Below are 26,506 nucleotides of genomic sequence, written 5' to 3' on the forward strand. Positions count from 1 at the left end.
GCATTTAAGCCATCTTTTTAAATATAACCATGATCAATCATCGCATCAACTACTTTTTTAAAGCCTGCTATGTTTGAACCTACTACTAAATTTCCTTCATGATTATAAGCTTTTGCACACTCGTATGAATTTTCAAAAATATTTTTCATAATCTTATGCAATTTTACATCAACTTCCTCAAAACTCCATTGACACATACTTGCATTTTGTTGCATTTCAAGTTGAGAAGTCGCTACTCCACCTGCATTTGCAGCCTTAGCCGGAGCAAATAAAAAGTCTTTTTGATTTAACATAAAATCAATCGCTTCAAGTGTGCTTGGCATATTAGCTCCCTCTGCTACCATACGACACCCATTGTAGTATAAAGTTTTAATATCTTCTAAATTTAACTCATTTTGCGTAGCGCTTGGAAAAGCTATATCACAAGGTATACTCCATACTCCATTACAACCTTGTTTATACGCGCTTTTTGGAGTAAAAACAGCACCTTTTTTAAGCGCTGCATAATCACTCACCCTAGCTCTTTTTACTTCTTTAATTTCTTTTAATAAATCTAAATCTATCCCATCTTTATCATAAGCAAATCCATCACTATCGCTTATTGTGATTGCTTTTGCGCCAAGTTGGTGTAATTTTTCTATGGTATAAATTGCCACATTTCCACTACCTAAGACTGCACACTCTTTTCCTTCTAATGCATTGTTATATTTTGCTAACATTTCTTGAGTAAAATACACGCAGCCATATCCTGTTGCTTCTGTTCTTACTAAGCTTCCACCCCATGGAATTTTCTTTCCCGTTAAGGTTCCATCAAAATTAGAGCTAATTTTCTTATAAGCTCCAAACATATATCCAATTTCCCTAGCAGCAACACCTATATCGTCCGCTGGTACATCAGTGCTTGCTCCTATGATTTTTGAAAGCTCAGCCATAAAAGCTTGACAAAAACGCATAATTTCTACTTCGCTTTTACCCTTAGGGTCAAAATTTGCTCAACCTTTAGCGCCACCTATCATCAAACATATTAAAGAGTTTTTGAAAATTTTCTCAAAACCTAAAAAATTTTAAAACATCCAAATTCACACTGGAATGAAATCTAAGTCCACCTTTATAAGGACCTAAACTAGAGTTAAACTGCACTCTATAGCCAAAATGCGTTGAGTTTTGTCCACATTGTTAATATGCAACTTAAATATAAGCTGATTTTCAGGATTATAATACACTCTCATATCGCACAACATTGGTAAATTTTTAAATTCAAGAAAGGCTCTAAAGAGTTTAACACAACGGTTATTACTTGGAAAAAGATAGGTTGTCTTGGGGAAATTGTTTGAATTTTTTCTAAAGTTTCATTGATATATTGTTTAGCCATACTCATAAATTGTCCTTTTTATAGTATCTTGCTATTTGTTTTAGCTAAAAACTTTTTTAGTGCCATTTGCTCCTTTGTTTCTATTTTGTAATAAATTAGCTTTAAATATGCGCTAATTTCCTTTTGAGAAAGATTTCTTGATTTAGAGTAATCTAGCAAAATATATTGTGGAATGAAAATTTTACTTTTTGTGAAATTTTTCATCATTTTTTTATAAACAGAAAATTTTTTAACACAAGAAAAGCGTGCAAAAACAAAAGGTAATTTTGTCTTTTCATACCATAATTCACACAAATCAATATAATCTTTTGGATTTTGCAAATAAAGTTTTAAAGCCTTATCACCGATGATAACCTCCCCCTTTTGCTTTAAAACTTTTGCAAGAGCATTAGAAGTTGCAGAGTTTGCATCTTCTTTGCTTTGAGAATGTTTTTTCACTAAAACGCTTTTTACCTTTTTGCTTGCGCAAATTCCCACATTTAAGGTTTTGTATTTTTTTCTACGACTTTCAATACTTGAAATAATCGCTGCATCAATACGTCTAAAATACAAATGGCGATTTAGCTTACTAGGAACCCCTTTTTTGTATTCTGTAGTTTGCTTAACATAGCTAGGAAAAGCTGTTTTTTTAAGATAGATATGCAAAGGGAGTAAATTAAGATAATCTATCTTTCCAAAAACCATCTTAGCCTTTCTATGATTAAGTATTAGTATCCTATAAAAAAATATCTTAAATATAAATTAATTTAATTAAAAATATAATCAATACTAAAATTTATATCAAAATTTAACATTTATTGTAAAAAATTATTTTACATTCTAAGATTGTTAAGTAAAAAGTAAAATAAGAGAAAAGTTAAATTGAAAGATTAAAAATAAAAATTAAGTTTTATTCAAAAAAATATTTTAAATAAAACTTAATTTATAAAAACTATTGTAAGCTTGCTAGATATTTTTGATAGTCAAATTCTTTTACCAAAGCTACTCCATCTTCAACTGCAGCTTTTGCCACAGCAGCACTAACTACAGCTTTTACCCTGCTATCAAATGGTTTTGGTATCACATAATCTCTACCAAAGCTAAGCTCTTCTACTCCATAAGCTTGTTTTACCTCATCAGTTACCTCAAGCTTAGCTAAATCAGCCAAAGCTTTAGCAGCAGCTACTTTCATATTTTCAGTGATTTTAGTCGCTTTTACATCTAAAGCTCCTCTAAAAATAAAAGGAAAACCTAAAACATTGTTAATTTGATTTGGATAATCGCTTCTTCCTGTACCTACTATAGCATCACTCCTAACCCTTTTAACATCTTCAGGCATTACTTCAGGCACAGGATTAGCTAGTGCAAAAATCACAGGATCTTTAGCCATACTTAAAATCATCTCATCATCTAAAATCTTAGGTGCGCTTAAACCCAAAAACACATCAGCACCTTTTAAAGCCTCTCTTAAAGTACTATCTTTGGTATCGCTTACAAATTCTAGTTTGTATTTATTTAAATCATCTCTTTGGATATTAACCACACCTTTGCTATCTACTAAAACGATATTTTTAACCCCTAAATTTCTATACATTCTAGCACTTGCAATACCCGCTGCACCCGCACCACTTACTACTACTTTAATATCTTCAAATTTTTTACCGCTAATTTCCATAGCATTCATTAATCCTGCTGTAGAAATGATCGCAGTACCATGTTGATCATCATGCATTACAGGAATTCCAAGATCTTGCAAAGCAGCTTCTATTTCAAAACATTTTGGTGCTGAAATATCTTCTAAATTAATTCCTCCAAAAGTAGGCGCTATAGCTTTACAAAAGGTAACAATCTCATTTACACTATGAGCATTAATTTCTAAATCATAAGCATTAACATTAGCAAATTTTTTAAACAAACAAGCCTTTCCTTCCATCACGGGCTTACTTGCGCTTGCTCCTATATTACCAAGTCCCAAAACCGCACTACCATCACTTACTATAGCAACTAAATTAGCCTTATTAGTGTATTTATAAGCTAAAGTTTCATCTTTTGCTATCTCAACACAAGGCTCAGCAACCCCTGGAGAATAAGCTAAAGATAAATCATGCGCACTATCCATAGGCTTTCTAGCAATAATATCTACTTTACCACCTAAATGATATTCTAGAGCCTCTTTTTTTAAATTCATTATTTCCCCTTCATGTAAGTTAGTAAATTTTCTATTCTAAGCTTAGCTTTTTGCACTCCTAAAAATTCTAATACTTCAAATATACTAGGACTTACCGAGCTTCCAGTGAGTGCAATGCGTATAGCTTGAGCTAGATCTTTTAACTTAAGATTATTTTCTTCTAAGAATTGATTAGTTAATTCTTCAAATTCACAAGCATTTTTTTGCTCATTTAAAACCATAGCGTATTTTTCCAAATAAGTTAAATTTGTTACATTAAGAAATTTATCTACAGCCTTTTGATTGTATTCTTTTGGGTCATTTAGTAACACTTTAGCCCCGCTAATAATATCATGCAAAGTTTTAGCTCTCTCTCTTAACATATCTAGTAAAAATCCCGCTTTTTCATACTGACTTAAATCAAAACCTAAATCTTTTAATTGTCTATTGATTTCTTCAAAAGGCAAGGTTTTAATATAATGAGCATTAAGCCATTCTAGCTTTTTAAAATTATAACAAGAAGCACTTTTATTAATATGATTTGGATCAAAAAGCTCTTGCATACTTTCTAAAGAAAAAATTTCATCATCACCATGACTCCAACCAAGACGCACTAAAAAATTTAGCAAGGCTTGAGGTAAAATTCCCATATTTTTATATTCCATCACATCAGTTGCCCCATGACGCTTAGAAAGCTTTTTACCATCTTCACCATGTATCATAGCCACATGATAAAATTTAGGAATTTTAAAGCCTAGTGCTTCATAAAGAACGATTTGTTTTGGGGTATTTGATAAATGATCATCCCCTCTTATAACATCACTCACACCCATTAGTGCATCATCAATTACAACGGTTAAATTATAAATTGGGCTACCATCGCTTCTTGCAATTACAAAGTCATCTAAAATATCTTCAGCCTTAAAACTAACCTCGCCTTTAATACCATCTATAAATTTAATCTCTCCACTTTGTGGTGCTTTTATACGCACTACAGGCTCAATACCACTTGGAGGAGTTCCTTTAAAATCTCTATATCTACCATCATATTTTGGGCGCTCTTTAGCTGCTTCTTGTTTGGCTCTTAACTCATCAAGCTCTTCTTTGCTCATATAACAATAATAAGCCTTACCCTCATCTAGTAATTTTTGAATGTATTTTTTATAAATATCAAATCTTTGGGATTGATACTCAATCGTCCCATCATAATCAAGCCCACACCATTTAAATGCTTCTATAATAGCTCGTGTAGCTTCTTGTGAATTTCTTTTTAAATCCGTATCTTCAATACGCAATAAAAATTTACCCTTATTTTTTCTTGCATAAAGATAATTATATAAAGCCGTTCTAAGCCCTCCTATGTGTAAATATCCTGTTGGAGAAGGAGCAAAACGAGTTGTGATTTCTTGCATATTTTTACCTTTTTTAAATTTTTATTGTTATAATGCTATATTTACACTTAAATAAAGGTTTTATATGAGAAAATTTTTAATATCTTGTTGTTTTGCTGCAAATATTTTATATGCTCAAACTCTTGGTGGTGTGGCAATGGTAGTAGAAAATCAACCTATCACTCTTTATGATATAGAACAAACCATGAAAGAACTAAAAACTAATGATAAGCAAAAGGCCATAGCATTTTTAGTAGATGATAAAGTTCAACAAAGCGAAGCTAAAAAACTAGGGATTTATGTAAGTACTTTTGAACTCAATGAAAAATTAGCACAAATAGCAAAAGGTAATAAAACCGACATTAATGGTTTACAAGCAAAGATAGAAAAAGATGGTTTAAGTTTTGAAGTTTTTAAAAATAAGGTTAGAAAAGATCTTGAAAGAGAAAAACTTTATAGAAGTATAATGCAAAATGCGAAAATCAACATTGACGATCAAGCATTAAAGCATTTTTATGAAAGCAATCTTGATAAATTTAGCACTTTTTCAAATATAGACTTAGTCGTTTATAATTCTACCAATCCAGAGCTTTTACAGCAACTTGCGCAAAATCCTATGTATAAAAATTCTCAAATTAAATCAAAAGCCATTAGTTTAAATGCAGCTAGTATAGATCCAAGATTGCTTGCTTTATTAAATAATACAAAAATAGGAGAATTTACTCCAGTATTAAATGGTGAAAATGCCTATATAGTATATTTTGTAAAAGAAAAATATGGTAAAAATCCTATCGAATTTGATTTAATCAAAGATCAAGTTAGCAATGTCTATACTCTCACCCAAAGAGAACAAGCCTTAAAAAATCATCTTGATAAAATAAGAGCAAACGCTCATATAGAAGAATTAAGATAGGTTAACCTATCTTAAACTAATGTCTTGAAAGATAATTTGTATCATAATTGTTATTGATAAAATCTGCATTATCCATCATCGCTAAATGAAAATCTTTAGTTGTTTTAATCCCACCTACAATAAGCTCTTGCAAGGCTATTTTCATTTTAGAAATAGCTGTGTTTCTATCTTCTCCCCATACAACTAATTTTCCAATCATAGAATCATAATAAGGAGGCACACTATAATCTTGATAACAATGGCTTTCCATTCTTACGTTGCGTCCTGCTGGAGCTACGTATTTTGTGATTTTGCCCGGGCAAGGTAAGAAAGTTTTAGAATCTTCAGCAGTAATTCTACACTCTATAGAATGGCCTTTAAGTTTAATTTCTTCTTGTTTTGGCAAAGGATACCCTTCTGCTACTTTAATCATAAGCTCAATAATATCCACCCCACTTACCATCTCACTCACGCAATGCTCAACCTGCAAACGTGTATTCATCTCGATAAAATAAAAATCTAAATTTTTATCCACTAAAAACTCAAAAGTTCCTGCACCTTCATAATCAATAGCCTTAGCAGCTTTAACTGCTGTTTCATGAAGTCTTGCTCTTGTTTTTTCATCTAGTAAAATTGCAGGAGATTCTTCTATAAGCTTTTGATGGCGTCTTTGCATAGAGCAATCTCTCTCACCCAAATGTATCACATTACCAAAGCTATCTCCTATGATTTGCACTTCTATATGACGTGGGTTTTGGATGTATTTTTCCATATACATAGTACCATCTCCAAAAGCGCTCATAGCTTCACTTTCTGCTGACCAATAAGCTTTTTCCAAATCTTTTTCATCTTCAACTACACGCATACCACGGCCACCACCGCCTGCTGCTGCTTTTAAAATCACAGGATAGCCTATTTCTTTAGCAAGTTTTTTAGCTGCTTCAACCCCACCTAAAGCCCCATCGCTTCCTGGGATTACAGGCACACCTGCTCTTTGCATTACTTGTTTAGCTTTGCTTTTATCACTCATTAGTGCCATAGCAGCTACTGAAGGGCCTATGAATTTGATATTATGTTTTGCACAAATTTCAACAAAATTCTGATTTTCACTTAAAAATCCATACCCTGGAAAAATCGCATCCGCTTCGCTAATTTCAGCCGCACTAATAATAGCTGGGATATTTAAATAACTTTCTGAACTTCTAGCATTTCCTATACAAATACTCGCATCAGCATATTTTAAATACAAAGCATCTTTATCTGCAGTAGAATACACACAAATTGCTTTTTTTCCCATTTCTTTTACAGTTCTTAAAGCTCTTAATGCAATTTCTCCACGATTTGCTATTAAAACTTTTTTAATTTCCATTTTATAATTTCTCCACCACAAATAAAGGCATACCAAATTCTACAGGCTGACCATCTGCAACTAATACTTCTACTATCCTACAATCATATTCAGCTTCGATTTCATTCATGATTTTCATTGCCTCAATAATTGCTATAGTGCTTCCTTTTTTAATAGTTTGTCCTGCTTTAGCAAAAGGCGCTGCACCTGGGCTTGGAGCTTGGTAAAAAGTACCCACCATAGGACTATTGATAGTTGGTTTATTAGAAGAGTTTGAACTTGCTTTGGTTTCATTAACTACATTTACATTAATTGGCTGTGGAGCTGGAGCAACAGGAGCTGGAGCTGGTAATTCACAACACATATCTCTTTCTAGTTCTATTTCAAATCCATCTTGTTCTTTTATTTTAATCTTGCTTATATTTGCTTCTGCAAAAAGTTGCATTAATTCTTTGATTTCTTCTTTTGTCATATATTCTCCTTATTTATAAGACTTAATTTATAATTATATATAAAAATACTAAAAATAACTTCAATTATTTATTTTTTACTTTTATTTTAAGATATAATTTAAAAATTCACTTTAATTATAAAGGACAAAAATGGGCTTAAAAGCAGATAATTGGATCAAAAAAATGGCATTAGAGCACAATATGATAGAGCCATTTTGTGAAGCAAATATAGGTAAAGGTATAGTTAGTTATGGGCTTTCAAGCTATGGATATGATATAAGAGTTGGAAGAGAATTTAAGATTTTTACTAATGTAAATTCCACTGTTGTGGATCCTAAAAATTTTGTAGAAGAAAATGTAGTAGATTTTGTAGGCGATGTGTGCATAGTGCCTGCAAATTCTTTCGCACTTGCAAGAACGGTTGAATATTTTAAAATGCCAAATGATGTTTTAGCAATATGTCTTGGCAAAAGTACTTATGCAAGATGTGGCATCATAGTAAATGTAACCCCTTTTGAGCCAGGTTTTGAAGGGCATATCACTATAGAAATTTCAAACACAACCCCACTACCTGCTAAAATTTATGCCAATGAAGGTATAGCTCAAGTTTTATTTTTGCAAGGAGATGAACCTTGTGATGTAACATATGCTGATAAAAAAGGCAAATACCAAGCCCAAACAGGTATAACTTTGCCAAGAATTTTAAAATAATTTTATTTTCAGCCGATATAAAAACTTAGTCAAGCAATAGGAAAATATATATGTTTAATGGAAAAAGCATTTTAATCACTGGTGGCACAGGAAGTTTTGGAAAAACTTACACTAAAACTTTACTTCAAAAATACAAACCCAAAAAAATCATCATTTATTCGCGCGATGAACTCAAACAATTTGAAATGGCAAGAGAATTTAATGATACTTGCATGCGTTATTTTATAGGTGATGTAAGAGATAAAGAAAGATTAAATATAGCAATGAAGGATGTTGATTTTGTCATTCATGCAGCTGCTATGAAACATGTGCCAATTGCAGAGTATAATCCAATGGAATGTATAAAAACTAATATCCACGGAGCACAAAATGTAATCGATGCGTGTTTGGAAAATAATGTAGAAAAATGTATCGCACTTTCAACCGATAAGGCATGCAATCCTATTAATTTATACGGAGCTACAAAGCTTGCAAGCGATAAGCTTTTTGTAGCAGCAAATAACATCGCAGGAAGCTCACATACCAAATTTAGCGTTACAAGATATGGTAACGTGGTAGGTTCAAGAGGATCTGTCATACCATTTTTTAAAAAACTAATCAATGAAGGCGCCGAAGAACTTCCTATCACAGATGAGAGAATGACAAGATTTTGGATATCTTTAGAAGATGGAGTTAATTTCGTGTTGAATAATTTTACTTATATGCATGGAGGGGAAATTTTCGTACCAAAAATTCCTTCTATGAAAATTGTTGATTTAGCTAAAACCATGGCTCCTCATTTAGCTCATAAAATCATAGGTATAAGAGCAGGTGAAAAACTACATGAAATTATGATTTCAAGTGATGATAGTCATTTAACTTATGAATTTGAAAATTATTATGCCATTAGCCCAAGCATTCAATTTAACACCACTAATGTTGATTTTAGTATAAATGCAAAAGGACAAAAAGGAAAAAAAGTTTCCAATGGTTTTTCTTATAGCTCAGATAATAATAAAGAATGGATTAGCCAAGAAGAGCTTTTAAATATAATAAATCATACAGAGCTTGAAAAATGATAACTTATTCTCATCAAAATATCGACGAACAAGATATACAAGTAGTTTGTAAGGCTTTAAAAGATGATTTTTTAACTGGTGGAAAAAAAGTTGAAGAATTTGAACAAGCCCTTTGTGAATATGTAGGTGTAAAATATGCTTGTGTGCTAAATTCAGCTACTTCTGCTTTACACCTTGCGTATTTATCTTTAAATGTAAAAGAAAAAATTGTTTTAACAACCCCCATTACCTTTGCTGCAACTGCAAATGCAGCTTTAATGGTAGGTGCGAGGGTTGAGTTTATAGATGTAAAAAGTGATGGAAATATTGATGAGAAAAAACTTGCTTTAAGACTAAGCCAAGATAGCTCTAATATAGGGGCAATTTGTGTAGTTGATTTTGCGGGAAATAGTGTAGAAATGGATGAAATCTTAGCCTTAGCTAAACAATATAATATCCCATTAATTGATGATGCAAGTCATGCCCTAGGTGCTACTTATAAAGATCAAAAAGTAGGTTCTATGGCAGATTTGAGCATATTTTCTTTTCATCCGGTTAAACCTATCACAACCTTTGAAGGTGGTGCAGTCGTTAGTAATAATGAAGAATTAATTTCTAAAATCAAGCTTTTAAGAAGTCATGGCATAGTTAAAAAAAGGCTTTGGGATAGTGATATGATTGAGCTAGGCTATAATTATCGTTTAAGTGATGTTGCTTGTGCTTTGGGTATAAATCAACTTAAAAAACTTGATAATATGCTAGAAAAAAGAGAAATCATCACGAATTTTTATGATAAAGAATTTGAAAAAAATCCTTATTTTGGCACTATAAAAATCAAAGATTATAAAAAAAGCTCAAGACATTTATATCCTATTTTACTTTTCCCTGAGTTTTATTGCCAAAAAGAAATTATTTTTGAAAAATTATTGAATTTAGGTATAGGTGTACAAGTACATTATAAGCCTACTTATGAGTTTAGTTTTTATAAAAATTTATATGGAAATTTATTCTTAGAAAATGCGGATAATTTTTATAAAGCTGAACTTAGCATACCTGCTCATCAAGAAATGAGTTTAGAAGAAGCACAATTTATTAAAGATAGTTTATTTAAAATTTTAGAAGAAACTAAAAAGAATTGCCATGAGTAAAAGTATGTATGAGCTAGCTTGTGAACTTTTTCCTATATGTAGAAGTATCACCGGGAAAGGCTTTAGACAAAGCTTAAAAATACTTGATGAAGCTATGGGGGGGGGTATATTAAAAATTCACTCTATAGCAAGTGGAAGTAAAGTGTTTGACTGGGAAGTACCTGCTGAATGGGAGATAAACGATGCTTATATCATCACTCCAGATGGAGAAAAAATTTGTGATTTTAAACAAAATAATCTCCATGTTTTAAACTATAGCATAGGTATAGACACAGAGCTTGATCTAGCAAGCTTACAAGAACATCTTTACTCTATAGAAGAAATGCCTGATGCCATACCTTATGTGACAAGCTATTATAAAAGGCGTTGGGGGTTTTGTATAAAACACGAAGATAGAATTAAACTAAAAGAAGGAAAATATAAAGTTTTCATTGATGCAAAGCACCATGAAAATGGGATTTTAAACTATGCTGATTTACTTATATCTAGCACGCAAGAAACAAAAGATGAAATTTTAATTTCCACTTATCTTTGTCATCCATCTATGGCAAATAACGAATTAAGTGGTCCTGTGGTGGCTGCGTTTTTAGCTAAATGGCTTTTAGGGCTAAAAGAGAGAAAATATAACTATCGTTTTGTTTTTGCTCCTGAAACTATAGGGAGTATAGTTTATCTTAGCAAACATTTAAAACATTTACAAAAACATACCAAAGCAGGTTTTATACTCTCTTGCATAGGTGATGATAATGCTTACTCACTCATTCACACTCCAAGTGAAAATACTCTAGCAGATAAAGTAGCTTTGCATACTTTAAAAGATAAAAATAATTTTAAAGAATTTAGCTTTTTAGATAGAGGAAGTGATGAAAGACAATACTGCTCCCCTTTAGTAAATTTACCCGTAGTTTGTGTATGCAGAACTAAATTTAGCAAATACAAAGAATATCACACTAGTAAAGATGACTTGAATTTCATCAGCCAAGAAGGACTACAAGGTGGCTTAAAAGCTATGCAAGAAATTATCATGAATTTAGAAGTGAATGAAATTTATCAAAATACAACTTTTTGCGAACCCAATTTAGGAAAAAGGGATCTATACCATACCATCAATACTTCATTAACCAACAAAACTCCAATTTCCTCTACTTTTTTAGCTTATTGTAATAGTAAGAATGATGTTTTAGATATAGCCTCAAAACTTAACATACAGGCTTATGAATTAAAAGATTTGATAGAAAAATTAAAATTTCACAAACTAATAAAGCTAATATAATTTATACTATAATGCTATTTATATTAAATTATACAAAAAAAAGGATTTATATGGAAATTTCGACAAAACTTATCAAAACTTTATTTGAAAACATTCAGCGACATGATATAAATGAAAATGATACAAATTTAGTAGAAGATGATATTATTGATAGTGTAGATATAATGAAACTCATAATGGAAATTGAAAAATATTTCAATAAATCATTAGATGCTAAATTTATAATACCAAATAACTTTGAAGACTTTCAAAGTATTCAAAAAATGCTTATGCAGGCTTTTGTAAATTAATCTATAAAATACTTACAAAATCTATCTTGATATTTTTGCTCTAAAATATCATATAGATTTTGAATTTTATTAATAAAATCATCATTTTTATATGCCTTCAATGTCATTGAATTTAATTCTTGCATAGCAAAAAAATCATATTTTTCATCTTCAGACATTTCATCTAAATATACTTCTTTTCCATAATACTCATATGTATATTTTTTCAAAGCTTCTTCTATATACTCTAAAGCTTTAAAAATAAATATCATAATAGGCTCTTGTTGTAATATTTTTGTATTTTTGTTAAATTCATTAACAAATTCATCCTCTGCTGTATGCGTAATCGTGCAAAAATTATTTTTTTTATGTTTATAAAAAATATCAAACAAAGCACAAGGTTTAACTCCTAAAAAATTACCATCAAAATCAACCTTTGGATAGTAAGGATATAACTTGCAAATCAAAGGTCTTAAATTATGTGGATTACATAAACCACCTAAAGAACACTTTATAAAATACACTACAAATTTCTTTTTATTTTTTAATTCATACACCACTTTATTGTGATTATTAAGATAGTTATTTCCTGCTTTCAATAAAGATAAATATTCAGCTTCAATTACAGGTAAAACAACATCATTAGAAGTATTAAATTTAAAATATTTTGCATAAATATTATGACAACATCCCCCATTACATGTCATATAACATTTTGGCGCAAAAATAAATTCTTTATCATGTAAAAGGTCAAAAAAATTTTCCATATTTTCCTCATTAAAACTATATAATTTTTAACTCAAATTTATCATAATTATCTTTAAAAACAAACATACTATTTCCGCAAGGATAACAAATTTCATCTTGTTTAAAATCAAAAATTTTACCCTGATATTTTTCTAATATTTTTGGTAGTTCTTTTTTAAATAATGCTTTTATGGAAATACCTCCCCCGTGATTAGAATGCTTAATAAATCTACCATCAATATCCTCATCTTTAATCAAATGAAAATTTACATCATATCCCAACATCTGATATATTTGCATCAATTGAATTTTATCTTTTACAGGACTCATTAAGTCAGTAGAACTATGATAACTTATATAATTTATAATATTATTTTTTTGCGCTTGTATATTTAAATGAGTCGGATTAAGTAAAGCTCTAATCATATAATTTTCATTTTTAAAACAATAAGAAGAATTAGGATCTACGTTCCAATAAGTTTTTAAAAAACAACCAACTGAAATATTTTTTTGTCTAATGTTAAACTCAACTTCATTTAAATTTCTACCTATAATATATTTCAACAAAAGTAGAGCTTCTCCAGAATTATCTAAAATAGCACTTACATGCCAAGGAGCTATTTTAGAAATTAATAAAGACAAATATCCTCCATAAGAACATCCACCATATATTTTAGGTAAACTTTGAAATTGTGGATATTTTTGAATAATATCTTTTAAAACATTTATATGATCAATTGCTGCCATAATACCATAATTTTGATATTCACCATGAGGTGGTATTAAAGTCGAAGTAATACTAACTTGAAAATCATCATCAACTTTAGATTTATTTTTTAATTCTTGTATATGCTGGTTCAAAACATTTACAAAATATCCTGCAGATTCAACACTTAATCCATTTGTTTCTATTTTCAACTCAGATGCAACTTTTCTTAAACTTTCTAAATCCTCTTCTAAAATCATCAGTTCTGCACTATATCGACCCCCCCCCTCTTGATTATCTGGTCTTACACCAAAACACCAATATATAACATTAACAACAATTACATTATATTTTTGAGCAATATATTGTCTATCAAATTCTAATATAGAAACATTCGATCCATATGCCCCTATCATAAAAACAATGGCTTTCATTTCTTTGCTATCATCGTAAGTAATTCTATATTCTAATTTATTTTTTCGTTTTATATTAAGTTCTACATCATCACAAGAGTCTATAAAATAAGTTTGATTAATAAGCATATTGGTCTTTCTTAGTTGTATTTTATGCTATTATAACCAAAAAATTTTTAAGGAAGTCTATGATAACCCACATCAATGATTTTTTACAAAAAAGTGTTATTAAATTTGGAACAAGAAAAGCTTTTGTTGAGTTTAATGGCAAAAGTATAAGCTATAAAGAATTTAATGATTTAAGCAAAAAAATAGCAAGCGAAATTCTCTCTAAACTTCCTATAAAAAGCACACAAGAGCCTATATTAATCATACTTCCCAAAGGAATTGATTGCTTGCTTTCTTTTTTTGGTGTTGCAAAAAGTGGAAATTTTTATACGCTTTTAGATGAAAAAAGCCCTAAAGAGCGTGTAGAAAAAGTTATAGAAGTTTTAAAACCAAAACTTTTAATTACTTCTAAAAAATTAAATTTAGATTTTAATCTTGATACTATTTTCACAGAAGATTTTGAAAATTTTGATATAAATGAAAATGCTTTAGAAAAAGCTTTAAATAATCATATAGATACAAACTTACTTTATGTCTTTTTTACAAGCGGAAGCACAGGAACTCCAAAAGGAGTAAGCATAAGCCATAAAAGTGTGATTGATTACACTTTTTGGGTATGCAAGACTTTCAAATTAAACCATGAAGATATACTTGCCAATCAAGCTCCATTTTATTTTGATAATAGCATTTTGGACATATTTAGCTCTGTTAAAATGGGAGCTACGCTTCATATACTACCTAACCACCTTTTTGCTTTCCCAAATAAGATTTTAGAATATTTAGAACAAGAAAAAATAACAACAATTTTTTGGGTGCCTTCTGTGTTGATTTATTTTGCTAATACTAATGCAGTAGATAGCATCAAATTAAAAAATTTAAATAAAATTCTTTTTTGTGGTGAAATCATGCCAAATAAACAACTCAATATTTGGCGTAAATATCTTCCTAATGCTTTATTTGCTAATCTTTATGGACCTACTGAAATTACCGATGTATGCTCTTTTTACATAGTAGATAGACAATTTAGTGATGATGAGCTTTTGCCCATAGGAAAAGCTTGTAAAAACACCCAACTTTTAGTCTTTGATGAGAATTTAAATTTGATTACTCCAAATCAAGTGGGAATTAAAGGCGAACTTTATGTAAGAGGAACTTGTCTTTCTTTAGGGTATTACAACGATAAGGAAAAAACAAAGCAAGCTTTTGTGCAAAATCCTTTGCATGATAATTATTTAGACTTGCTTTATAAAACAGGTGATGTGGTAGCTTATAATGAATTTGGCGAACTCTTATGCTATGGAAGGATAGATCATCAAATCAAATACATGGGTCATCGTATAGAACTTGGAGAAATAGAGAGTATTATAAATTCTCATGAGAATGTGAGAAATTGTGCTTGTATCTTTAAAGAAGAAATTATTTGTTTTTATGAAAGCGAGCAAGAATTAGATTTTAAAAACTTTTTAAAAGACAAACTCCCCTCTTATATGATACCTAAGAAATTTATTAAAATAGCACAATTTGTTTTAAATGCAAACGGGAAGATTGACAGGAATGTTTTAAAGATAAATTAATTTAAAGGAGATAAAAAATGGAAATTAAAATTAATAATATTTATCAACTATTTATCAATATTGAAAGAACGGATATTGATGAAAATCAACATAGCTTAGTTAGCGATGGTATTATTGATAGTATTGATATTATCAATTTAACAAATGAAATAGAAAAGTTTTATAATATAAAAATCGATGCTGAGTTAATAACCCCTGATAATTTTGAAAATTTCGAAGCAATAAAAAATATGATAAGTAGTGCAACTAAGAATATTTAATTGCTCTTGCGTAAATGCTTTATAGTTTTATTTTTATTAGAAATAATATCTGCTATATAAGCTACTATTTGCTCTATATCTTTTATTTTCAATTGATTTTTTTTATCTCCGTTGTAAAAATTTAACGGAGATTTTGAAAAAAGCTTTATTCTATGTGGAAAATATTTCTTTCTTACCCATTCATTTGAATTTTCATAAAATTCGTAATACTTTTCAAGTACTTGTTGCTCTGGAATGTATTTCAAATCTTTTTCATGTTTACATGTAAAATATTTACTTGTAAGTTGTAAAAGGGAATTATTTATATCCTCTTTAGACAATATCTTATTAAGATTTTTTTGAATTAATACTCCATATAAATTTAAACTTTCATTACTTTTATCAGGTATGTAAAATTTCTCATCATACTTTAATCCTATTTGATGTAAAAAATCCTTTATAAAGCTCTTTTGATAAAATTCCTCTTGGTCAAATAATCTTACAATAAAATTTGAATCTCCAAAAACTGAACTATAGGTTTCGCAAATCCATCTATAATCAAAAATATGTTTTTTAGGGTGAACTTCAGGATTTAATTCATCAGAATAAAATCCCAAATTATTTTTCACATCCTGAGAGCAATTTGAAATTAAATAATCCAATATATCTCTAATATATACAATAATAACAATTTCACTAAAACCGAGTCTCTTCAAGACCTTATTTAAAGTCTCTATTTGGTTTTTAGAGTTAAATTCCCAAACAAAACCTTCGGAAGAAAATACAAAAGTACTATCACTGTTTTCTTGCATTTCTTGTTGTAATTTTTTTATATGAAAGTTGAAATTATAGCTAGATATACACTCATTCATTGATTTGTCAAGACAATGTTTTACAAAATCAACCAAAACCCAATGTCTATTGGCAACTCTAAATGCGGTTGGATAATAAAATTTTTGCTTGGATATAAATTGTTTGTTTTTTGCAAAAAAATTCTGTATACTTGTTGTCGCTGTTTTTGGAGTTCCAATATGCACAATAACTTTCAATTTTATCCTTTTATTTTATATGAATATTGTATAAATTATAATATAATATCATTCTTAATTATTAACAAATAAGGTGTAATTTATGGATTTAATTCAATTTTTTTTTAATAATATTAATAGGAAAGATATTACTAAAAACAGTGACAACTTGTTTGATGAAGGAAAAATAGATAGTATAGATATAATTGCCTTAATAGGAGAGATTGAAAAATATTACAATAAACCACTTAACTCATCTTTTATAAATGTAGAAAATTTTAAAAATTTTGATACTATAAAAACTATGTTAGAAGAGGCTTATGAATAAACATGGAATTACAGTTCAACGGACATAAACTAACAGCTATTAGCATTGTTTTGCCAAAAAAATGCAAAAGTTTCTATGATTCCATGTATGAATTTGAAAAAAACAGTTCAAAAATTAAAATAGCTCAAGAAAATATGGGTATTAATCAACATTATATATGTGATAAAAATATATATGCGTCTCATCTTGGAACTAAAGCCTTAGAACAGCTATTGACAAATAAGCAAATAACAAAAAATGAAATTGATATGCTTATAGTTGCAACTAGTACACCAGATTACCTTATCCCATCTGTTTCTAGTTTAATTCATAAAAATTTATTTTTAAATGAAAAAACATTGTGTAAGGATGTTGTATATTTTTGTTCTGGTTTTTCTCAAGTATTATTAGATGCTTTCTTATATCTAGAAAATAATCACTTTAATAAAATAGTAATAATCAGCATTCTTACAAAAAGTAAAAAAACTTATCCAGGCGAAAAGTTAGCAAGAATTAGTAAGAGTGATAGCGCTTGTGCAGTTATTATAGAAAAGAGTAACATCAAACAAGAATGTTTCTATACGCAACAAATATTCAGTAAGCATGTTTTAGATGAATCTCATCCTATTGCAGCTTATCGTCCAACATACAAACAAACATCTAAATACAATAATAATTTTTTATTTAATACAATACAAAATAAGCTACCGGTAATTATTTCTAATTTTTTTAAACGTTTCAATATAGATAAAGACAATATAGATTGTTTTTTTTTACACCAACCAAATCTATTTTTTCATAAGAAAATGATCGAAAATCTAGAACTTAATGCCAATAAAATATTTTTATATAGATTGCCATTATATGGTGATGCTGGTATAAACAATAATATTATAGAATTATTTTTATATAAAAAATACAACAATATAAAATCTACAAAAAAGATCTTTATGATTAGCTATGGCGCAGGAATAACTGTAAATTGTATTCTATTTTCTTTAGATTTTGACAAACTCAATATAATAGATATTGCTTACATCTAAAAAGATACATATGATAACCCACATCAATGATTTTTTACAAGAAAGTGTTGCTAAATTTGGAAGTAAATATGCTTTTGTTGAGTTTAATGGCAAAAGTATAAGCTATAAAGAATTTAATGATTTAAGCAAAAAAATAGCAAGCGAAATTCTCTCTAAACTTCCTATAAAAAGCACACAAGAGCCTATATTAATCATACTTCCCAAAGGAATTGATTGCTTGCTTTCTTTTTTTGGTGTTGCAAAAAGTGGAAATTTTTATACGCTTTTAGATGAAAAAAGCCCTAAAGAGCGTGTAGAAAAAGTTATAGAAGTTTTAAAACCAAAACTTTTAATTACTTCTAAAAAATTAAATTTAGATTTTAATCTTGATACTATTTTCACAGAAGATTTTGAAAATTTTGATATAAATGAAAATGCTTTAGAAAAAGCTTTAAATAATCATATAGATACTAATCATTAATATAAAATCAAATCTAATGAAGAGGAGTTAAGTTATGCCTGATTTAAAGATTGTTAAATCAAGTCAAGGATTTATAACCCAAAAAGATTTAGTTGAAACTTTGAAAAACATTGGAATAAATAAAGGTGATGTGGTCTGTGTACATAGTCAATTATTAAAAATTGGCCTACCATTAGTTCCAAAAAATAAATATTTACATACTATATTAGAATGCTTCTTTGAGATTATAGGAGAAAAGGGTACTTTAATCATGCCTACATTTACTTATAGTTTTTGCAATAATGAAATATACAACAATTTAGAATCCAAAAGCAAAGTTGGACTTCTAACAGAATACTTTAGGACAAAATGGCATGGCGTAAAACGCACCAATGATCCTATCTTTTCTTTTGCTATTAAAGGCGCTAAGGAAAAATTATTTCTACATAATACAACCAGTTGTTTTGGGGATAATTCCGTATATGATGTTTTAGCTAAAGAAAATGGAAAAATTATTTTATTTGGTATGGATAACAACGGATTAACTTTTTCCCATTTTATAGAAGAAAAAGCGAAAGTATCATATAGATATTATAAAAATTTTAGTGGAATTATTATTGATCATAATAAAAAAATGTATGAATCGAATATAAATTACTATGTTCGAAAACCAAATGTTATATCATACTTTAGAGTTAATCAGATAGAAATTTTAAAAAATAATAATAATTTTAAAAAAGAATTATTTGGTGATTCTTGTATTGTAAGTATTGATTCTAAAAAATATTTATATGATACACTAATAAAATTAAAACATGATGAAAGAATTTTATTAAAAAATAATGATTAATCTTTGCATTATCCCGGCACGTGGTGGTTCTAAACGTATTCCTAGAAAAAATATCATTGATTTTTTAGGAAAGCCTTTAATTGCTTATAGCATAGAAAGTGCTTTGAATTCGGGTATTTTTGATGAAGTGATCATCTCAAGCGATGATGATGAAATCATCGAAGTTGCTTTAAAATATGGTGCTAAAGCTCCTTTTGTGCGTAAAAAAGAATTGAGTGATGATTATACAAGCTCCACTGCTGTAATCCAAAATGCTATCATTACTCTAGAAAAACAAGGTAAAATCTATGAAAATGTATGTTGCTTATATGCAACAGCTCCACTTATAGATGAGTTTATTTTACAAAAAGCTTTTGAGCAATTTAGTCAAGAAGAATGTAAATTTTTATTTTCAGCTTGCGAGTTTGAATACCCTATACAAAGAGGTTTTTGGCTTGATAGGCAAAATAAAGTTCATATGTTTGATGAATCAAACTATAATAAACGCTCCCAAGATCTTATCAAAGCCTATCATGATGGCGGTGCATTTTATTTTGGTAAAAAAAAGGCGTGGATTGAAGAGGATTTTATGTTTAAACCTCACTCTAAAGCCTTTTTGCTTCCAAGAAATAAAATTTGTGATATTGATACCTTTGAAGACTTAGAATTTGCTAAAATGTTATATCAATTCCACAAAGGCGATAAATGTTTATAAAAAAAATCAAAGGTTTTAAATATCCAGATATGGAGCTTGTAAGATGGTTTTTTAAAAATAAACTTGATACTTTAAAAAATGCAAAAGTCTTAGAATTTGCTTCTCATAATGGAAATAATCTTTCTTTATTTGCAAATTATGATTATGAATGTATTGGCGTAGAACTTAACAAACAAAATCATGAAAATGCCATTTATAATTTTAAAGAAATCATGCATTATCAAAATGCAAGTTTTTTTAACGAAAATATGCTTGATTTTGCCAAAAATCATCAAAATATCAATGCAGATGTATTTTTAATACCTAATGTAATCAATTATATTAGCAAAGATGAATTTAAAACTTTATTGCAAAATGCAAAAGAAAACAATCTGTATCAATCAAATGGGGGGGGGTATGCTCATTTTTTCTTAAGAGCAAGAAGTACTAAAGATCATCGTTATGGACTTGGAAAAAAATTAAAAAATGGTAGTTTTATTTTAACTCATGACGATTTTAGCGGTGAAAAAGATTGTCTTTGCACCGCTTATCAAGAATACGAACTGGTTGAAATTTTAAAAAAATATTTAAGCTTATATGACTTTGAAGTTATAACGAGCGAAAATATCAATATAAAAAATAAAGTTTATATCAAGGATAGCGATATTATAATTTATGGAAAAATTACCAAGGACTAAAAATGTATTTGAAAGATTTAAAAGGTTTAAAATTTCCTGACTTAGCAGTGATTAAATTCTTTTTTAAACAAGAATTGCATCGAAAAAACAACCAAAAAGTTTTAGAATTTGCTTGTTCTAATGGTAACAACCTTTCTTTATTTGCAAACTATGATTATGAATGCATTGGAGTAGATTTAAGTAAAGAAAATATAGATAATGCAAATTATAATTTTAAAAATGTTATACAAGCTAAAAAATATGAATTTTTTAATGATAATATCTTGGAATTTCCTTTAAAAAATCCAAACATCAATGCCGATATTTTTATGATTCCCAACGTAATTAATTATCTTTTGCGAGAAGATTTTTTAAACTTATTAAAAATTTCCAAACAAAACTCTATGTATAAAGACAATGCTTTATTTTTCTTAAGAACAAGAAGTATAAAAGATTATAGATATGGTTATGGAGAAAAAATAGCTCACAATTGTTTTAAAATCACAAACGATAACACCACAGGTGAACTTGGATGTATCAATACCTTATATCAAGAATACGAGCTTGTTGAAATTTTAAAAGAATATCTAAACCTATATGATTTTAAAGTGCTCACTTATGAAAATACTAATATCATGGGAGAAGATGAAAAATTGGTTCATGATAGCGACATTGTAATTTATGGAAAAATCAAATGAGTACAATAGCAAAGTTTGAACACAAATGGGGGGGGGGTATATGCATACCACTCAAAGGATAGCAGGTGCAAATAGCTATAATGCAACCTACTTTCAACCCTTGGATAGGTTATATATACATGATAAAAAGCGTTGATACTTTTGTTTTTTTAGATAATGTTCAATTTGAAAGAAGATCATGGCAAAGCAGAAACAAGATCAAATTACAAAATAAAACTTTTATGTTGGGATTGAATTTGCAAAAAGTTCCGCAAAAAACATCACTTCAAGATATTTTATTTGAACAAGATGATACATGGAAAAATAAATTTTTAAAAACCATCTATCATGCTTATTCTAAAAGCATTAATTTCGATCGATACTATCATATTTTAAAAAACGCCTTATACAAACATACTCACTTAGTACATTTTAATATGGAATTAATTAAAATCTATTGTCAACATTTAAATATAAAAACTCCTATTCTACAAGCTTCTAATTTGAATATAACAAATGAAAAAAAAGAAAAGCTTTTATTTGAAATTTGTAAAATACTAAAGGCGGATGAATACCTTTCTCCAGAAGGATCGAAAAATTACCTTGAAAAAGAAAAAGCACAAGAGATGTTTAAAAATGCTAATATACAAATTAAGTATTTTGATTTCATCCATCCAAAATATAATCAATTAGGAACTGATTTTATACCCTATTTGGGAATTTTGGACTTTTTGTTTAACGAAAAAAATCCAGAAAACAAATTCAAAGAAATCATAAAAGAAAATGAAAGTTTTAATCAGAAGCGATAGCTCTAGCACTATAGGACATGGGCATATCAAAAGAGATCTTTTACTAGCCAAACAATATCAAGATGTGTCTTTTGCATGCTTACCATTAAAAGGCTCTTTAATAGATGATATTCCTTATCCTGTATACGAACTAACAAGTGCTAGCATATATGAACTCATCAATCTCATTAAACAAGAAAAATTTGAACTTTTAATCATCGATCATTATGAGATCACCGCCAATGATGAAAAACTTATAAAATTAGAAACAGGAATTAAAATTCTAAGTTTTGATGATGAAATTAAAGAACATTTTTGCGATATTTTGCTCAATGTCAATGCTTATGCTAAAGAAAGTGATTATGAAAATTTAGTGCCAAAATATTGTGAGTTAAGATGTGGTTTTTCCTATGCCCTAATACGTGATGAATTTTATCAAGAAAGCAAAATAAAAAGAGAAAAAATTTATGATTATTTTATATGCATAGGAGGGAGTGATCCAAAAAATATTTCCTTTGATATAGCAAACAAATTTAGTAAAAACAAAACCATCATCATAGCCACTACAAAAGCAAATTCTCATCTTAATTTACTGCAAAAATTAAGTCATAAAAATCCTAATATACAAATCATTATAGACCATCCCAATCTTGCAAGATTAATGAATGAAAGCAAAAAACTCATCATTAGCGCAAGCTCATTAGTCAATGAAGCTTTGATTTTAAAAGCAAATTTTAAAGCCATAGCCTATGCTAAAAATCAAGAAAAGCTTGCCATATGGCTTGCTAAAAAAGGTTATGAAGTGGAGAATTTTCTATGATCATTTTAAAAGATTTTATCCATTTAAGCCAAGAAGAAATAAAACTTGTTTTAAAATGGCGCAATGATGAAAATATTGCTAAGTTCATGAAAACACAAAATATTAGCTTAAAAGAACATCTAAAATTTTTATCTAGCTTAAAAACAGATAAAACCAAAAAATATTTTTTAGTTTATGATGATAAAAATATTATAGGTGTAATTGACTTTATCAATATAAACAGTACTTCTTGTGAATTTGGACTTTATGGTATACAAAAAGGTGTAGGCAATCTTTTAATGCAAGAAGTTAAAAACTACGCTTTTAATGTTTTAAAAATTCAAAATTTAAATGCTTGTGTTTTTAAAGAAAATACAAAAGCTCTCAATTTATATCTAAAACATGATTTTAAGATTATTAAAAAAGATGATGGGGGGGGGTATATATTCTTAAACAATTCTAACAGGAATTTGATGCATTAAAAGTTCTTTTTTAATATCATTTGGTGTGTATTGACTAAAATGAAATATAAAAGCACCAGCTAATGCATTTGCACCAAGTTGTATAGCTTTTACTCCATCTTGAGGCTTAGAAAGTCCTCCATTAATGATAAGTGGAATTTTTACCGTCACTTACTCCTATCACACAATCATATATTGGATGTTTTTTATATTTTTTCACAAGTTCTAGAAATTCTTTTTCACGTTCTTGCCAGTTTATCTTATAATTTTTCTCTTCTTGCGAATAGCACGCATCAAAAATTCCCTCATCATTAAAATGCAAATCAGGCTTAGTATCTGGCATAACACATCTTTTTCAAAATTTCATATCAACTCCAAAATACTTATAATCATCATAAATCAACTATGATTATATTTTCTAAAGCTAAATAAATTTTATTTTGTTACAATATTTTTATTTAAAAGGCTTATAAATTATGGATTTAACTTTACTTCCTTATATGATTATAGGAATTTTTTCAGGTATAGCTTCAGGGGTTTTTGGCATAGGTGGAGGTATGATCATCGTTCCTTTTATGCTTACTTTAGGGCTTAGCTCTCACCATTCTGTTGCAATTTCTGTTGTACAAATGATTTTTGCTTCTATTTTTGGTTCTTATTTAAACTATAAAAAGAAAAATTTAATCTTAAAAGATGGACTTATCATAGGCTTTGGAGGCTTTTTAGGTGCGATGTTTAGCGGACTTTTACTCTCGTATTTTTCAGATATAACCTTAACAAGTATTTTTTTATGCGTGAGTATTGTATTCTTTTTAAAATTTGCTTTTAATCAAAAAAGCACCATTGGAAACATCAACCACTCTAATATCTTAAAAAATTCTATTTTGCTAATTTGTGGCGTATTTACAGGAATTTTTGCTATATCTTTAGGGATTGGCGGTGGGCTTTTAATCACCCCTATTCTAGCTTATTTTTTAGGCTATGATACTAAAAAAGTAGTACCACTTAGTTTGTTTTTTGTGATTTTTGCTTCCATTTCAGGAATTAGTTCTTTTGTATATAATGATATTATCAATAAAGAAGTTTTACAAAATGGAAGCTTAGTGGGACTTAGCTCTATGTTAGGAGTTTATCTTGGTATTAAAATCATGGAAAAAATCAATCTTAAATCACACTACATAGCACTTTTGGGTATTTACACTCTTTCTATAACTATGACTATTATAAGTTTGATTAAAAAGCTAAATTTATTTTAATCTATCAGCAAATTTTTGTCTATTGGAAGTATAGACAAAGCTTAAAACTTCTGCCACTGCTTTAAAAAGCTCTGGTGGGATAAGATCATTTACCTCACAAGATTTGTAAAGCTCTCTTGCTAAAGGAGGATTTTCATAAATCATCACATTATACTCATATGCCATATCTTTTATACGCAAAGCTAAAAAATCTACTCCTTTAGCTAAAACTTTTGGCGCAGCTTCTTTAGAACTATCATAACGCAAAGCAACCGCATAGTGGGTAGGGTTAGTAATCACCACATCAGCACTAGCAACATCTTGCACCATTCTGCGTCTTGCTGCTTCCATTTGCAAACGACGAATTCTTCCTTTTACTAAAGGATCTCCTTCGCTTTGCTTGTATTCATCTTTGATTTCTTGTTTACTCATGCGTAAATTTTTAAAATACTGATACCTTACTAAAAGCACATCTAAAAGACCAATAATCAAAAAAGCTATAATCACAATAGCTGCAAGTATAATAGCCTTGTCTCTAAGCCATAAAAGTTGTGGATAAATCGTATAAAGCTCCACTCTAGGAAGCTCTTTCATAAATTGTAATAAAAAAATAAAAGCTATACCAAAAACAACTCCGACTTTAAGAGTAATTTTCAAAGCTTCAATGATTTTTTTCAAAGAAAAAAGATTTTTAAGACCATTAATAGGGTTAATTTTGTTAAAATTTGGAGTGATGGGTTTGGTGGTAAAAATAAAACCAAATTGCATTAAATTCCCAAGCACACCTGCAACCATAATTGTTAAAGTAATAGGTAAAACCATAATAAACATTTCTATCATGGTTTTTATAATAATTTTTTGCAAGATTTTTAAATCAAGTTCTATACCTATAAAACTTTGATAAAACCTATATAAACCACTAATTCTCTCGCCTATAAAAGGCATCATAAACAACACCACAACCACAGCTATAACAAGCACAGCTACAGCGGATGCATCTTGACTTTTTGGGACATTACCCTCTTTACGTGCATCTTCTATTTTCTTGGACGTGGGTTCTTCTGTTTTTTCTTGATCATCAGCAGCCATAAAAAACCTTTAAAAATTTAAAGTAAAGCTATAGCATTTAAATCCAAGTATAAACAAATTTGAATACTTGGATTTATTTCACTCAATTCTAAAACTTCTTCTTCCTAGCATCTTCTAAGATATCATTAGCTATTTTATTTACATTATCAGATATAGCTGCACTATCTTTTGCTATTTTTAAGTTCTCTTGGGTTACATGATCAATTTGTGCTACAGCATCATTAATTTGTGTAATACCTGTAGTTTGTTCTTTAATACTCTCACCCATTTCATTAATAGATTGAACTAAGATGTTAGTATTAGCTTCAATCTCACCTAAAGACTTTTGAGTTCTTTCTGCTAGATTTCTAACTTCATCTGCAACAACGGCAAAGCCACGTCCGTGCTCACCTGCACGAGCTGCTTCAATAGCAGCATTCAATGCAAGTAGATTGATTTGATCTGCAATATCTCCAATTATAGAAGTAACATTTTTAATTTCTTCACTTTGGGCAATAACTTCACTAGTTTTATGAGAAACATTTTGCATAGAAGAAGTAATCTCTTCTAGTGCTGCTGCTGTTTCTTCTAAAGAAGAAGCTTGGCTTGATGAAGAATCAGTTAAGTCTTTAACA

28 protein-coding genes and 4 pseudogenes are annotated in these 26,506 nt (G+C 29.0%); 19 read left to right on the top strand and 13 right to left on the bottom strand.

Translation table 11 applies throughout. From position 1 onward, the window contains the following. Positions 1-17 precede the first annotated feature (17 nt). From gdhA to gltX, 4 genes and pseudogenes are all read right to left on the bottom strand, one after another. Positions 18-1,378: pseudogene (gene gdhA, locus ACOTVC_RS03075) on the bottom strand (NADP-specific glutamate dehydrogenase). A 12-nt stretch (positions 1,379-1,390) separates the two neighbouring features. Beyond that, positions 1,391-2,056: an MqnA/MqnD/SBP family protein gene (locus ACOTVC_RS03080; protein WP_087690102.1), complete on the bottom strand. Its 666-nt coding sequence runs from the start codon at positions 2,054-2,056 to the stop codon at positions 1,391-1,393. Between the two features lie 247 nt (positions 2,057-2,303). Continuing rightward, on the bottom strand, positions 2,304-3,539 hold the full coding sequence (locus tag ACOTVC_RS03085) for a malic enzyme-like NAD(P)-binding protein (RefSeq protein WP_214116164.1): 1,236 nt from the start codon (positions 3,537-3,539) through the stop codon (positions 2,304-2,306). Then, on the bottom strand, positions 3,539-4,930 hold the full coding sequence (gltX, locus tag ACOTVC_RS03090; RefSeq protein WP_214116162.1) for a glutamate--tRNA ligase: 1,392 nt from the start codon (positions 4,928-4,930) through the stop codon (positions 3,539-3,541). The genes ACOTVC_RS03085 and gltX overlap by 1 nt, the downstream gene beginning before the upstream one ends. 64 nt (positions 4,931-4,994) lie before the next feature. Between gltX and ACOTVC_RS03095 the strand changes: the two genes are divergently transcribed. Then, positions 4,995-5,822 (top strand): peptidylprolyl isomerase, encoded by an 828-nt coding sequence (locus ACOTVC_RS03095; RefSeq protein WP_087690108.1) that lies wholly within the window; start codon positions 4,995-4,997, stop codon positions 5,820-5,822. A gap of 16 nt (positions 5,823-5,838) precedes the next feature. Here ACOTVC_RS03095 and ACOTVC_RS03100 read toward each other — a convergent pair whose 3' ends face one another. Together ACOTVC_RS03100 and accB are read right to left on the bottom strand one after the other, a co-directional pair. Then, positions 5,839-7,170 carry an acetyl-CoA carboxylase biotin carboxylase subunit gene (locus tag ACOTVC_RS03100; RefSeq protein ID WP_087685488.1) on the bottom strand — a complete coding sequence of 444 codons (1,332 nt, stop codon included), beginning with the start codon at positions 7,168-7,170 and terminating at the stop codon, positions 5,839-5,841. 1 nt (position 7,171) lies between these two features. Further along, the gene (gene accB / locus ACOTVC_RS03105) at positions 7,172-7,621 is read right to left on the bottom strand and encodes an acetyl-CoA carboxylase biotin carboxyl carrier protein (protein ID WP_039626958.1); all 450 of its coding nucleotides are present in this window, start codon (positions 7,619-7,621) and stop codon (positions 7,172-7,174) included. 130 nt (positions 7,622-7,751) lie between these two features. On the opposite strand from accB, the gene dcd reads away from it, so the two are divergent. Genes dcd through ACOTVC_RS03130 form a run of 5 tightly spaced genes read left to right on the top strand, consistent with a single transcriptional unit; the run spans position 7,752 to position 12,060 of the window. Continuing rightward, positions 7,752-8,312 carry a dCTP deaminase gene (gene dcd, locus ACOTVC_RS03110; RefSeq protein WP_012661997.1) on the top strand — a complete coding sequence of 187 codons (561 nt, stop codon included), beginning with the start codon at positions 7,752-7,754 and terminating at the stop codon, positions 8,310-8,312. Positions 8,313-8,362: 50 nt separating this feature from the next. Then, positions 8,363-9,370 carry a UDP-N-acetylglucosamine 4,6-dehydratase (inverting) gene (gene pseB / locus ACOTVC_RS03115; protein WP_087685487.1) on the top strand — a complete coding sequence of 336 codons (1,008 nt, stop codon included), beginning with the start codon at positions 8,363-8,365 and terminating at the stop codon, positions 9,368-9,370. Further along, on the top strand, positions 9,367-10,497 hold the full coding sequence (pseC, locus tag ACOTVC_RS03120) for a UDP-4-amino-4,6-dideoxy-N-acetyl-beta-L-altrosamine transaminase (RefSeq protein ID WP_087685486.1): 1,131 nt from the start codon (positions 9,367-9,369) through the stop codon (positions 10,495-10,497). Before pseB ends, pseC begins: the two co-directional genes overlap by 4 nt. Next, entirely contained in the window at positions 10,490-11,770 is a 1,281-nt protein-coding gene (locus ACOTVC_RS03125) for a DUF4910 domain-containing protein (RefSeq protein ID WP_087685485.1), read from the top strand. Before pseC ends, ACOTVC_RS03125 begins: the two co-directional genes overlap by 8 nt. 50 nt (positions 11,771-11,820) lie before the next feature. Further along, positions 11,821-12,060, top strand: coding sequence for an acyl carrier protein (locus tag ACOTVC_RS03130; protein WP_087685484.1), 240 nt, complete (start codon positions 11,821-11,823; stop codon positions 12,058-12,060). On the opposite strand, the gene ACOTVC_RS03135 is transcribed toward ACOTVC_RS03130, so the two are convergent. Next, complete coding sequence (locus tag ACOTVC_RS03135) at positions 12,057-12,806, bottom strand: hypothetical protein (RefSeq protein ID WP_087685483.1); 750 nt, start codon at positions 12,804-12,806, stop codon at positions 12,057-12,059. The two genes, ACOTVC_RS03130 and ACOTVC_RS03135, sit on opposite strands and share 4 nt — an antisense overlap. A 16-nt stretch (positions 12,807-12,822) precedes the next feature. Continuing rightward, on the bottom strand, positions 12,823-14,034 hold the full coding sequence (locus ACOTVC_RS03140; RefSeq protein WP_412097300.1) for a DUF2920 family protein: 1,212 nt from the start codon (positions 14,032-14,034) through the stop codon (positions 12,823-12,825). Positions 14,035-14,093: 59 nt separating this feature from the next. Here ACOTVC_RS03140 and ACOTVC_RS03145 point away from each other — a divergent pair, with 59 nt between their 5' ends. Continuing rightward, positions 14,094-15,587 carry an amino acid adenylation domain-containing protein gene (locus ACOTVC_RS03145; RefSeq protein WP_421627691.1) on the top strand — a complete coding sequence of 498 codons (1,494 nt, stop codon included), beginning with the start codon at positions 14,094-14,096 and terminating at the stop codon, positions 15,585-15,587. 29 nt (positions 15,588-15,616) lie between these two features. Then, the gene (locus ACOTVC_RS03150; RefSeq protein WP_087685253.1) at positions 15,617-15,847 is read left to right on the top strand and encodes a phosphopantetheine-binding protein; all 231 of its coding nucleotides are present in this window, start codon (positions 15,617-15,619) and stop codon (positions 15,845-15,847) included. On the opposite strand, the gene ACOTVC_RS03155 is transcribed toward ACOTVC_RS03150, so the two are convergent. After that, positions 15,844-16,875 carry a hypothetical protein gene (locus tag ACOTVC_RS03155; protein ID WP_087684896.1) on the bottom strand — a complete coding sequence of 344 codons (1,032 nt, stop codon included), beginning with the start codon at positions 16,873-16,875 and terminating at the stop codon, positions 15,844-15,846. The genes ACOTVC_RS03150 and ACOTVC_RS03155 overlap by 4 nt on opposite strands. Positions 16,876-16,957: 82 nt before the next feature. Between ACOTVC_RS03155 and ACOTVC_RS03160 the strand changes: the two genes are divergently transcribed. The 10 genes and pseudogenes from ACOTVC_RS03160 to pseH all read left to right on the top strand — a co-directional run bounded on the left by ACOTVC_RS03160 (position 16,958) and on the right by pseH (position 23,589). Next, positions 16,958-17,182 carry an acyl carrier protein gene (locus ACOTVC_RS03160; protein ID WP_087684897.1) on the top strand — a complete coding sequence of 75 codons (225 nt, stop codon included), beginning with the start codon at positions 16,958-16,960 and terminating at the stop codon, positions 17,180-17,182. 83 nt (positions 17,183-17,265) lie between these two features. Further along, positions 17,266-18,204, top strand: a complete 939-nt coding sequence (locus ACOTVC_RS03165) for a 3-oxoacyl-[acyl-carrier-protein] synthase III C-terminal domain-containing protein (RefSeq protein WP_412097387.1) — start codon at positions 17,266-17,268, stop codon at positions 18,202-18,204. Between the two features lie 10 nt (positions 18,205-18,214). After that, positions 18,215-18,658: pseudogene (locus ACOTVC_RS03170) on the top strand (AMP-binding protein); the annotation flags it as partial. A gap of 40 nt (positions 18,659-18,698) precedes the next feature. Continuing rightward, positions 18,699-19,493, top strand: coding sequence for an AAC(3) family N-acetyltransferase (locus ACOTVC_RS03175; protein ID WP_087685481.1), 795 nt, complete (start codon positions 18,699-18,701; stop codon positions 19,491-19,493). After that, entirely contained in the window at positions 19,486-20,187 is a 702-nt protein-coding gene (pseF, locus tag ACOTVC_RS03180; protein ID WP_087685480.1) for a pseudaminic acid cytidylyltransferase, read from the top strand. The genes ACOTVC_RS03175 and pseF overlap by 8 nt, the downstream gene beginning before the upstream one ends. After that, complete coding sequence (locus tag ACOTVC_RS03185) at positions 20,178-20,864, top strand: class I SAM-dependent methyltransferase (protein ID WP_250323771.1); 687 nt, start codon at positions 20,178-20,180, stop codon at positions 20,862-20,864. The genes pseF and ACOTVC_RS03185 overlap by 10 nt, the downstream gene beginning before the upstream one ends. Before the next feature lie 2 nt (positions 20,865-20,866). Then, the gene (locus ACOTVC_RS03190; protein ID WP_087685479.1) at positions 20,867-21,541 is read left to right on the top strand and encodes a class I SAM-dependent methyltransferase; all 675 of its coding nucleotides are present in this window, start codon (positions 20,867-20,869) and stop codon (positions 21,539-21,541) included. Between the two features lie 65 nt (positions 21,542-21,606). Continuing rightward, positions 21,607-22,329: a WbqC family protein gene (locus ACOTVC_RS03195; RefSeq protein WP_192860661.1), complete on the top strand. Its 723-nt coding sequence runs from the start codon at positions 21,607-21,609 to the stop codon at positions 22,327-22,329. Next, entirely contained in the window at positions 22,304-23,128 is an 825-nt protein-coding gene (pseG, locus tag ACOTVC_RS03200; protein WP_087685478.1) for a UDP-2,4-diacetamido-2,4,6-trideoxy-beta-L-altropyranose hydrolase, read from the top strand. The genes ACOTVC_RS03195 and pseG overlap by 26 nt, the downstream gene beginning before the upstream one ends. After that, the gene (gene pseH, locus ACOTVC_RS03205; protein ID WP_087685477.1) at positions 23,125-23,589 is read left to right on the top strand and encodes a UDP-4-amino-4,6-dideoxy-N-acetyl-beta-L-altrosamine N-acetyltransferase; all 465 of its coding nucleotides are present in this window, start codon (positions 23,125-23,127) and stop codon (positions 23,587-23,589) included. Before pseG ends, pseH begins: the two co-directional genes overlap by 4 nt. Here pseH and ACOTVC_RS03210 read toward each other — a convergent pair. Both ACOTVC_RS03210 and ACOTVC_RS03215 read right to left on the bottom strand, forming a co-directional pair. Beyond that, positions 23,557-23,733 (bottom strand): annotated as a pseudogene (locus ACOTVC_RS03210) (imidazole glycerol phosphate synthase subunit HisF); the annotation flags it as partial. The gene pseH and the pseudogene ACOTVC_RS03210 sit on opposite strands and share 33 nt — an antisense overlap. Continuing rightward, positions 23,717-23,911 (bottom strand): annotated as a pseudogene (locus ACOTVC_RS03215) (N-acetyl sugar amidotransferase); the annotation flags it as partial. The pseudogenes ACOTVC_RS03210 and ACOTVC_RS03215, both read right to left, overlap by 17 nt. Before the next feature lie 133 nt (positions 23,912-24,044). Between ACOTVC_RS03215 and ACOTVC_RS03220 the strand changes: the two are divergent. Next, positions 24,045-24,824 carry a sulfite exporter TauE/SafE family protein gene (locus ACOTVC_RS03220; protein ID WP_421627694.1) on the top strand — a complete coding sequence of 260 codons (780 nt, stop codon included), beginning with the start codon at positions 24,045-24,047 and terminating at the stop codon, positions 24,822-24,824. On the opposite strand, the gene flhB is transcribed toward ACOTVC_RS03220, so the two are convergent. Continuing rightward, positions 24,816-25,892 carry a flagellar biosynthesis protein FlhB gene (gene flhB / locus ACOTVC_RS03225; RefSeq protein ID WP_047208604.1) on the bottom strand — a complete coding sequence of 359 codons (1,077 nt, stop codon included), beginning with the start codon at positions 25,890-25,892 and terminating at the stop codon, positions 24,816-24,818. The genes ACOTVC_RS03220 and flhB overlap by 9 nt on opposite strands. An 88-nt stretch (positions 25,893-25,980) precedes the next feature. Further along, positions 25,981-26,506, bottom strand: a 526-nt coding sequence (locus ACOTVC_RS03230; RefSeq protein ID WP_421627696.1) for a methyl-accepting chemotaxis protein, incomplete at its 5' end; no start/stop codon positions are given.

The organism is Campylobacter sp. GB48, assembly GCF_049221845.1.
Lineage (GTDB): Bacteria > Campylobacterota > Campylobacteria > Campylobacterales > Campylobacteraceae > Campylobacter_D > Campylobacter_D lari_C.

Coding starts and splice junctions, on each gene's coding strand:
- ACOTVC_RS03080 (WP_087690102.1), bottom strand. CDS start 2,056: ATGGTTTTTGGAAAGATAGATTATCTTAATTTACTCCCTTTGCATATC.
- ACOTVC_RS03085 (WP_214116164.1), bottom strand. CDS start 3,539: ATGAATTTAAAAAAAGAGGCTCTAGAATATCATTTAGGTGGTAAAGTA.
- gltX (WP_214116162.1), bottom strand. CDS start 4,930: ATGCAAGAAATCACAACTCGTTTTGCTCCTTCTCCAACAGGATATTTA.
- ACOTVC_RS03095 (WP_087690108.1), top strand. CDS start 4,995: ATGAGAAAATTTTTAATATCTTGTTGTTTTGCTGCAAATATTTTATAT.
- ACOTVC_RS03100 (WP_087685488.1), bottom strand. CDS start 7,170: ATGGAAATTAAAAAAGTTTTAATAGCAAATCGTGGAGAAATTGCATTA.
- accB (WP_039626958.1), bottom strand. CDS start 7,621: ATGACAAAAGAAGAAATCAAAGAATTAATGCAACTTTTTGCAGAAGCA.
- dcd (WP_012661997.1), top strand. CDS start 7,752: ATGGGCTTAAAAGCAGATAATTGGATCAAAAAAATGGCATTAGAGCAC.
- pseB (WP_087685487.1), top strand. CDS start 8,363: ATGTTTAATGGAAAAAGCATTTTAATCACTGGTGGCACAGGAAGTTTT.
- pseC (WP_087685486.1), top strand. CDS start 9,367: ATGATAACTTATTCTCATCAAAATATCGACGAACAAGATATACAAGTA.
- ACOTVC_RS03125 (WP_087685485.1), top strand. CDS start 10,490: ATGAGTAAAAGTATGTATGAGCTAGCTTGTGAACTTTTTCCTATATGT.
- ACOTVC_RS03130 (WP_087685484.1), top strand. CDS start 11,821: ATGGAAATTTCGACAAAACTTATCAAAACTTTATTTGAAAACATTCAG.
- ACOTVC_RS03135 (WP_087685483.1), bottom strand. CDS start 12,806: ATGGAAAATTTTTTTGACCTTTTACATGATAAAGAATTTATTTTTGCG.
- ACOTVC_RS03140 (WP_412097300.1), bottom strand. CDS start 14,034: ATGCTTATTAATCAAACTTATTTTATAGACTCTTGTGATGATGTAGAA.
- ACOTVC_RS03145 (WP_421627691.1), top strand. CDS start 14,094: ATGATAACCCACATCAATGATTTTTTACAAAAAAGTGTTATTAAATTT.
- ACOTVC_RS03160 (WP_087684897.1), top strand. CDS start 16,958: ATGGATTTAATTCAATTTTTTTTTAATAATATTAATAGGAAAGATATT.
- ACOTVC_RS03165 (WP_412097387.1), top strand. CDS start 17,266: ATGTATGAATTTGAAAAAAACAGTTCAAAAATTAAAATAGCTCAAGAA.
- ACOTVC_RS03175 (WP_087685481.1), top strand. CDS start 18,699: ATGCCTGATTTAAAGATTGTTAAATCAAGTCAAGGATTTATAACCCAA.
- pseF (WP_087685480.1), top strand. CDS start 19,486: ATGATTAATCTTTGCATTATCCCGGCACGTGGTGGTTCTAAACGTATT.
- ACOTVC_RS03185 (WP_250323771.1), top strand. CDS start 20,178: ATGTTTATAAAAAAAATCAAAGGTTTTAAATATCCAGATATGGAGCTT.
- ACOTVC_RS03190 (WP_087685479.1), top strand. CDS start 20,867: ATGTATTTGAAAGATTTAAAAGGTTTAAAATTTCCTGACTTAGCAGTG.
- pseG (WP_087685478.1), top strand. CDS start 22,304: ATGAAAGTTTTAATCAGAAGCGATAGCTCTAGCACTATAGGACATGGG.
- pseH (WP_087685477.1), top strand. CDS start 23,125: ATGATCATTTTAAAAGATTTTATCCATTTAAGCCAAGAAGAAATAAAA.
- ACOTVC_RS03220 (WP_421627694.1), top strand. CDS start 24,045: ATGGATTTAACTTTACTTCCTTATATGATTATAGGAATTTTTTCAGGT.
- flhB (WP_047208604.1), bottom strand. CDS start 25,892: ATGGCTGCTGATGATCAAGAAAAAACAGAAGAACCCACGTCCAAGAAA.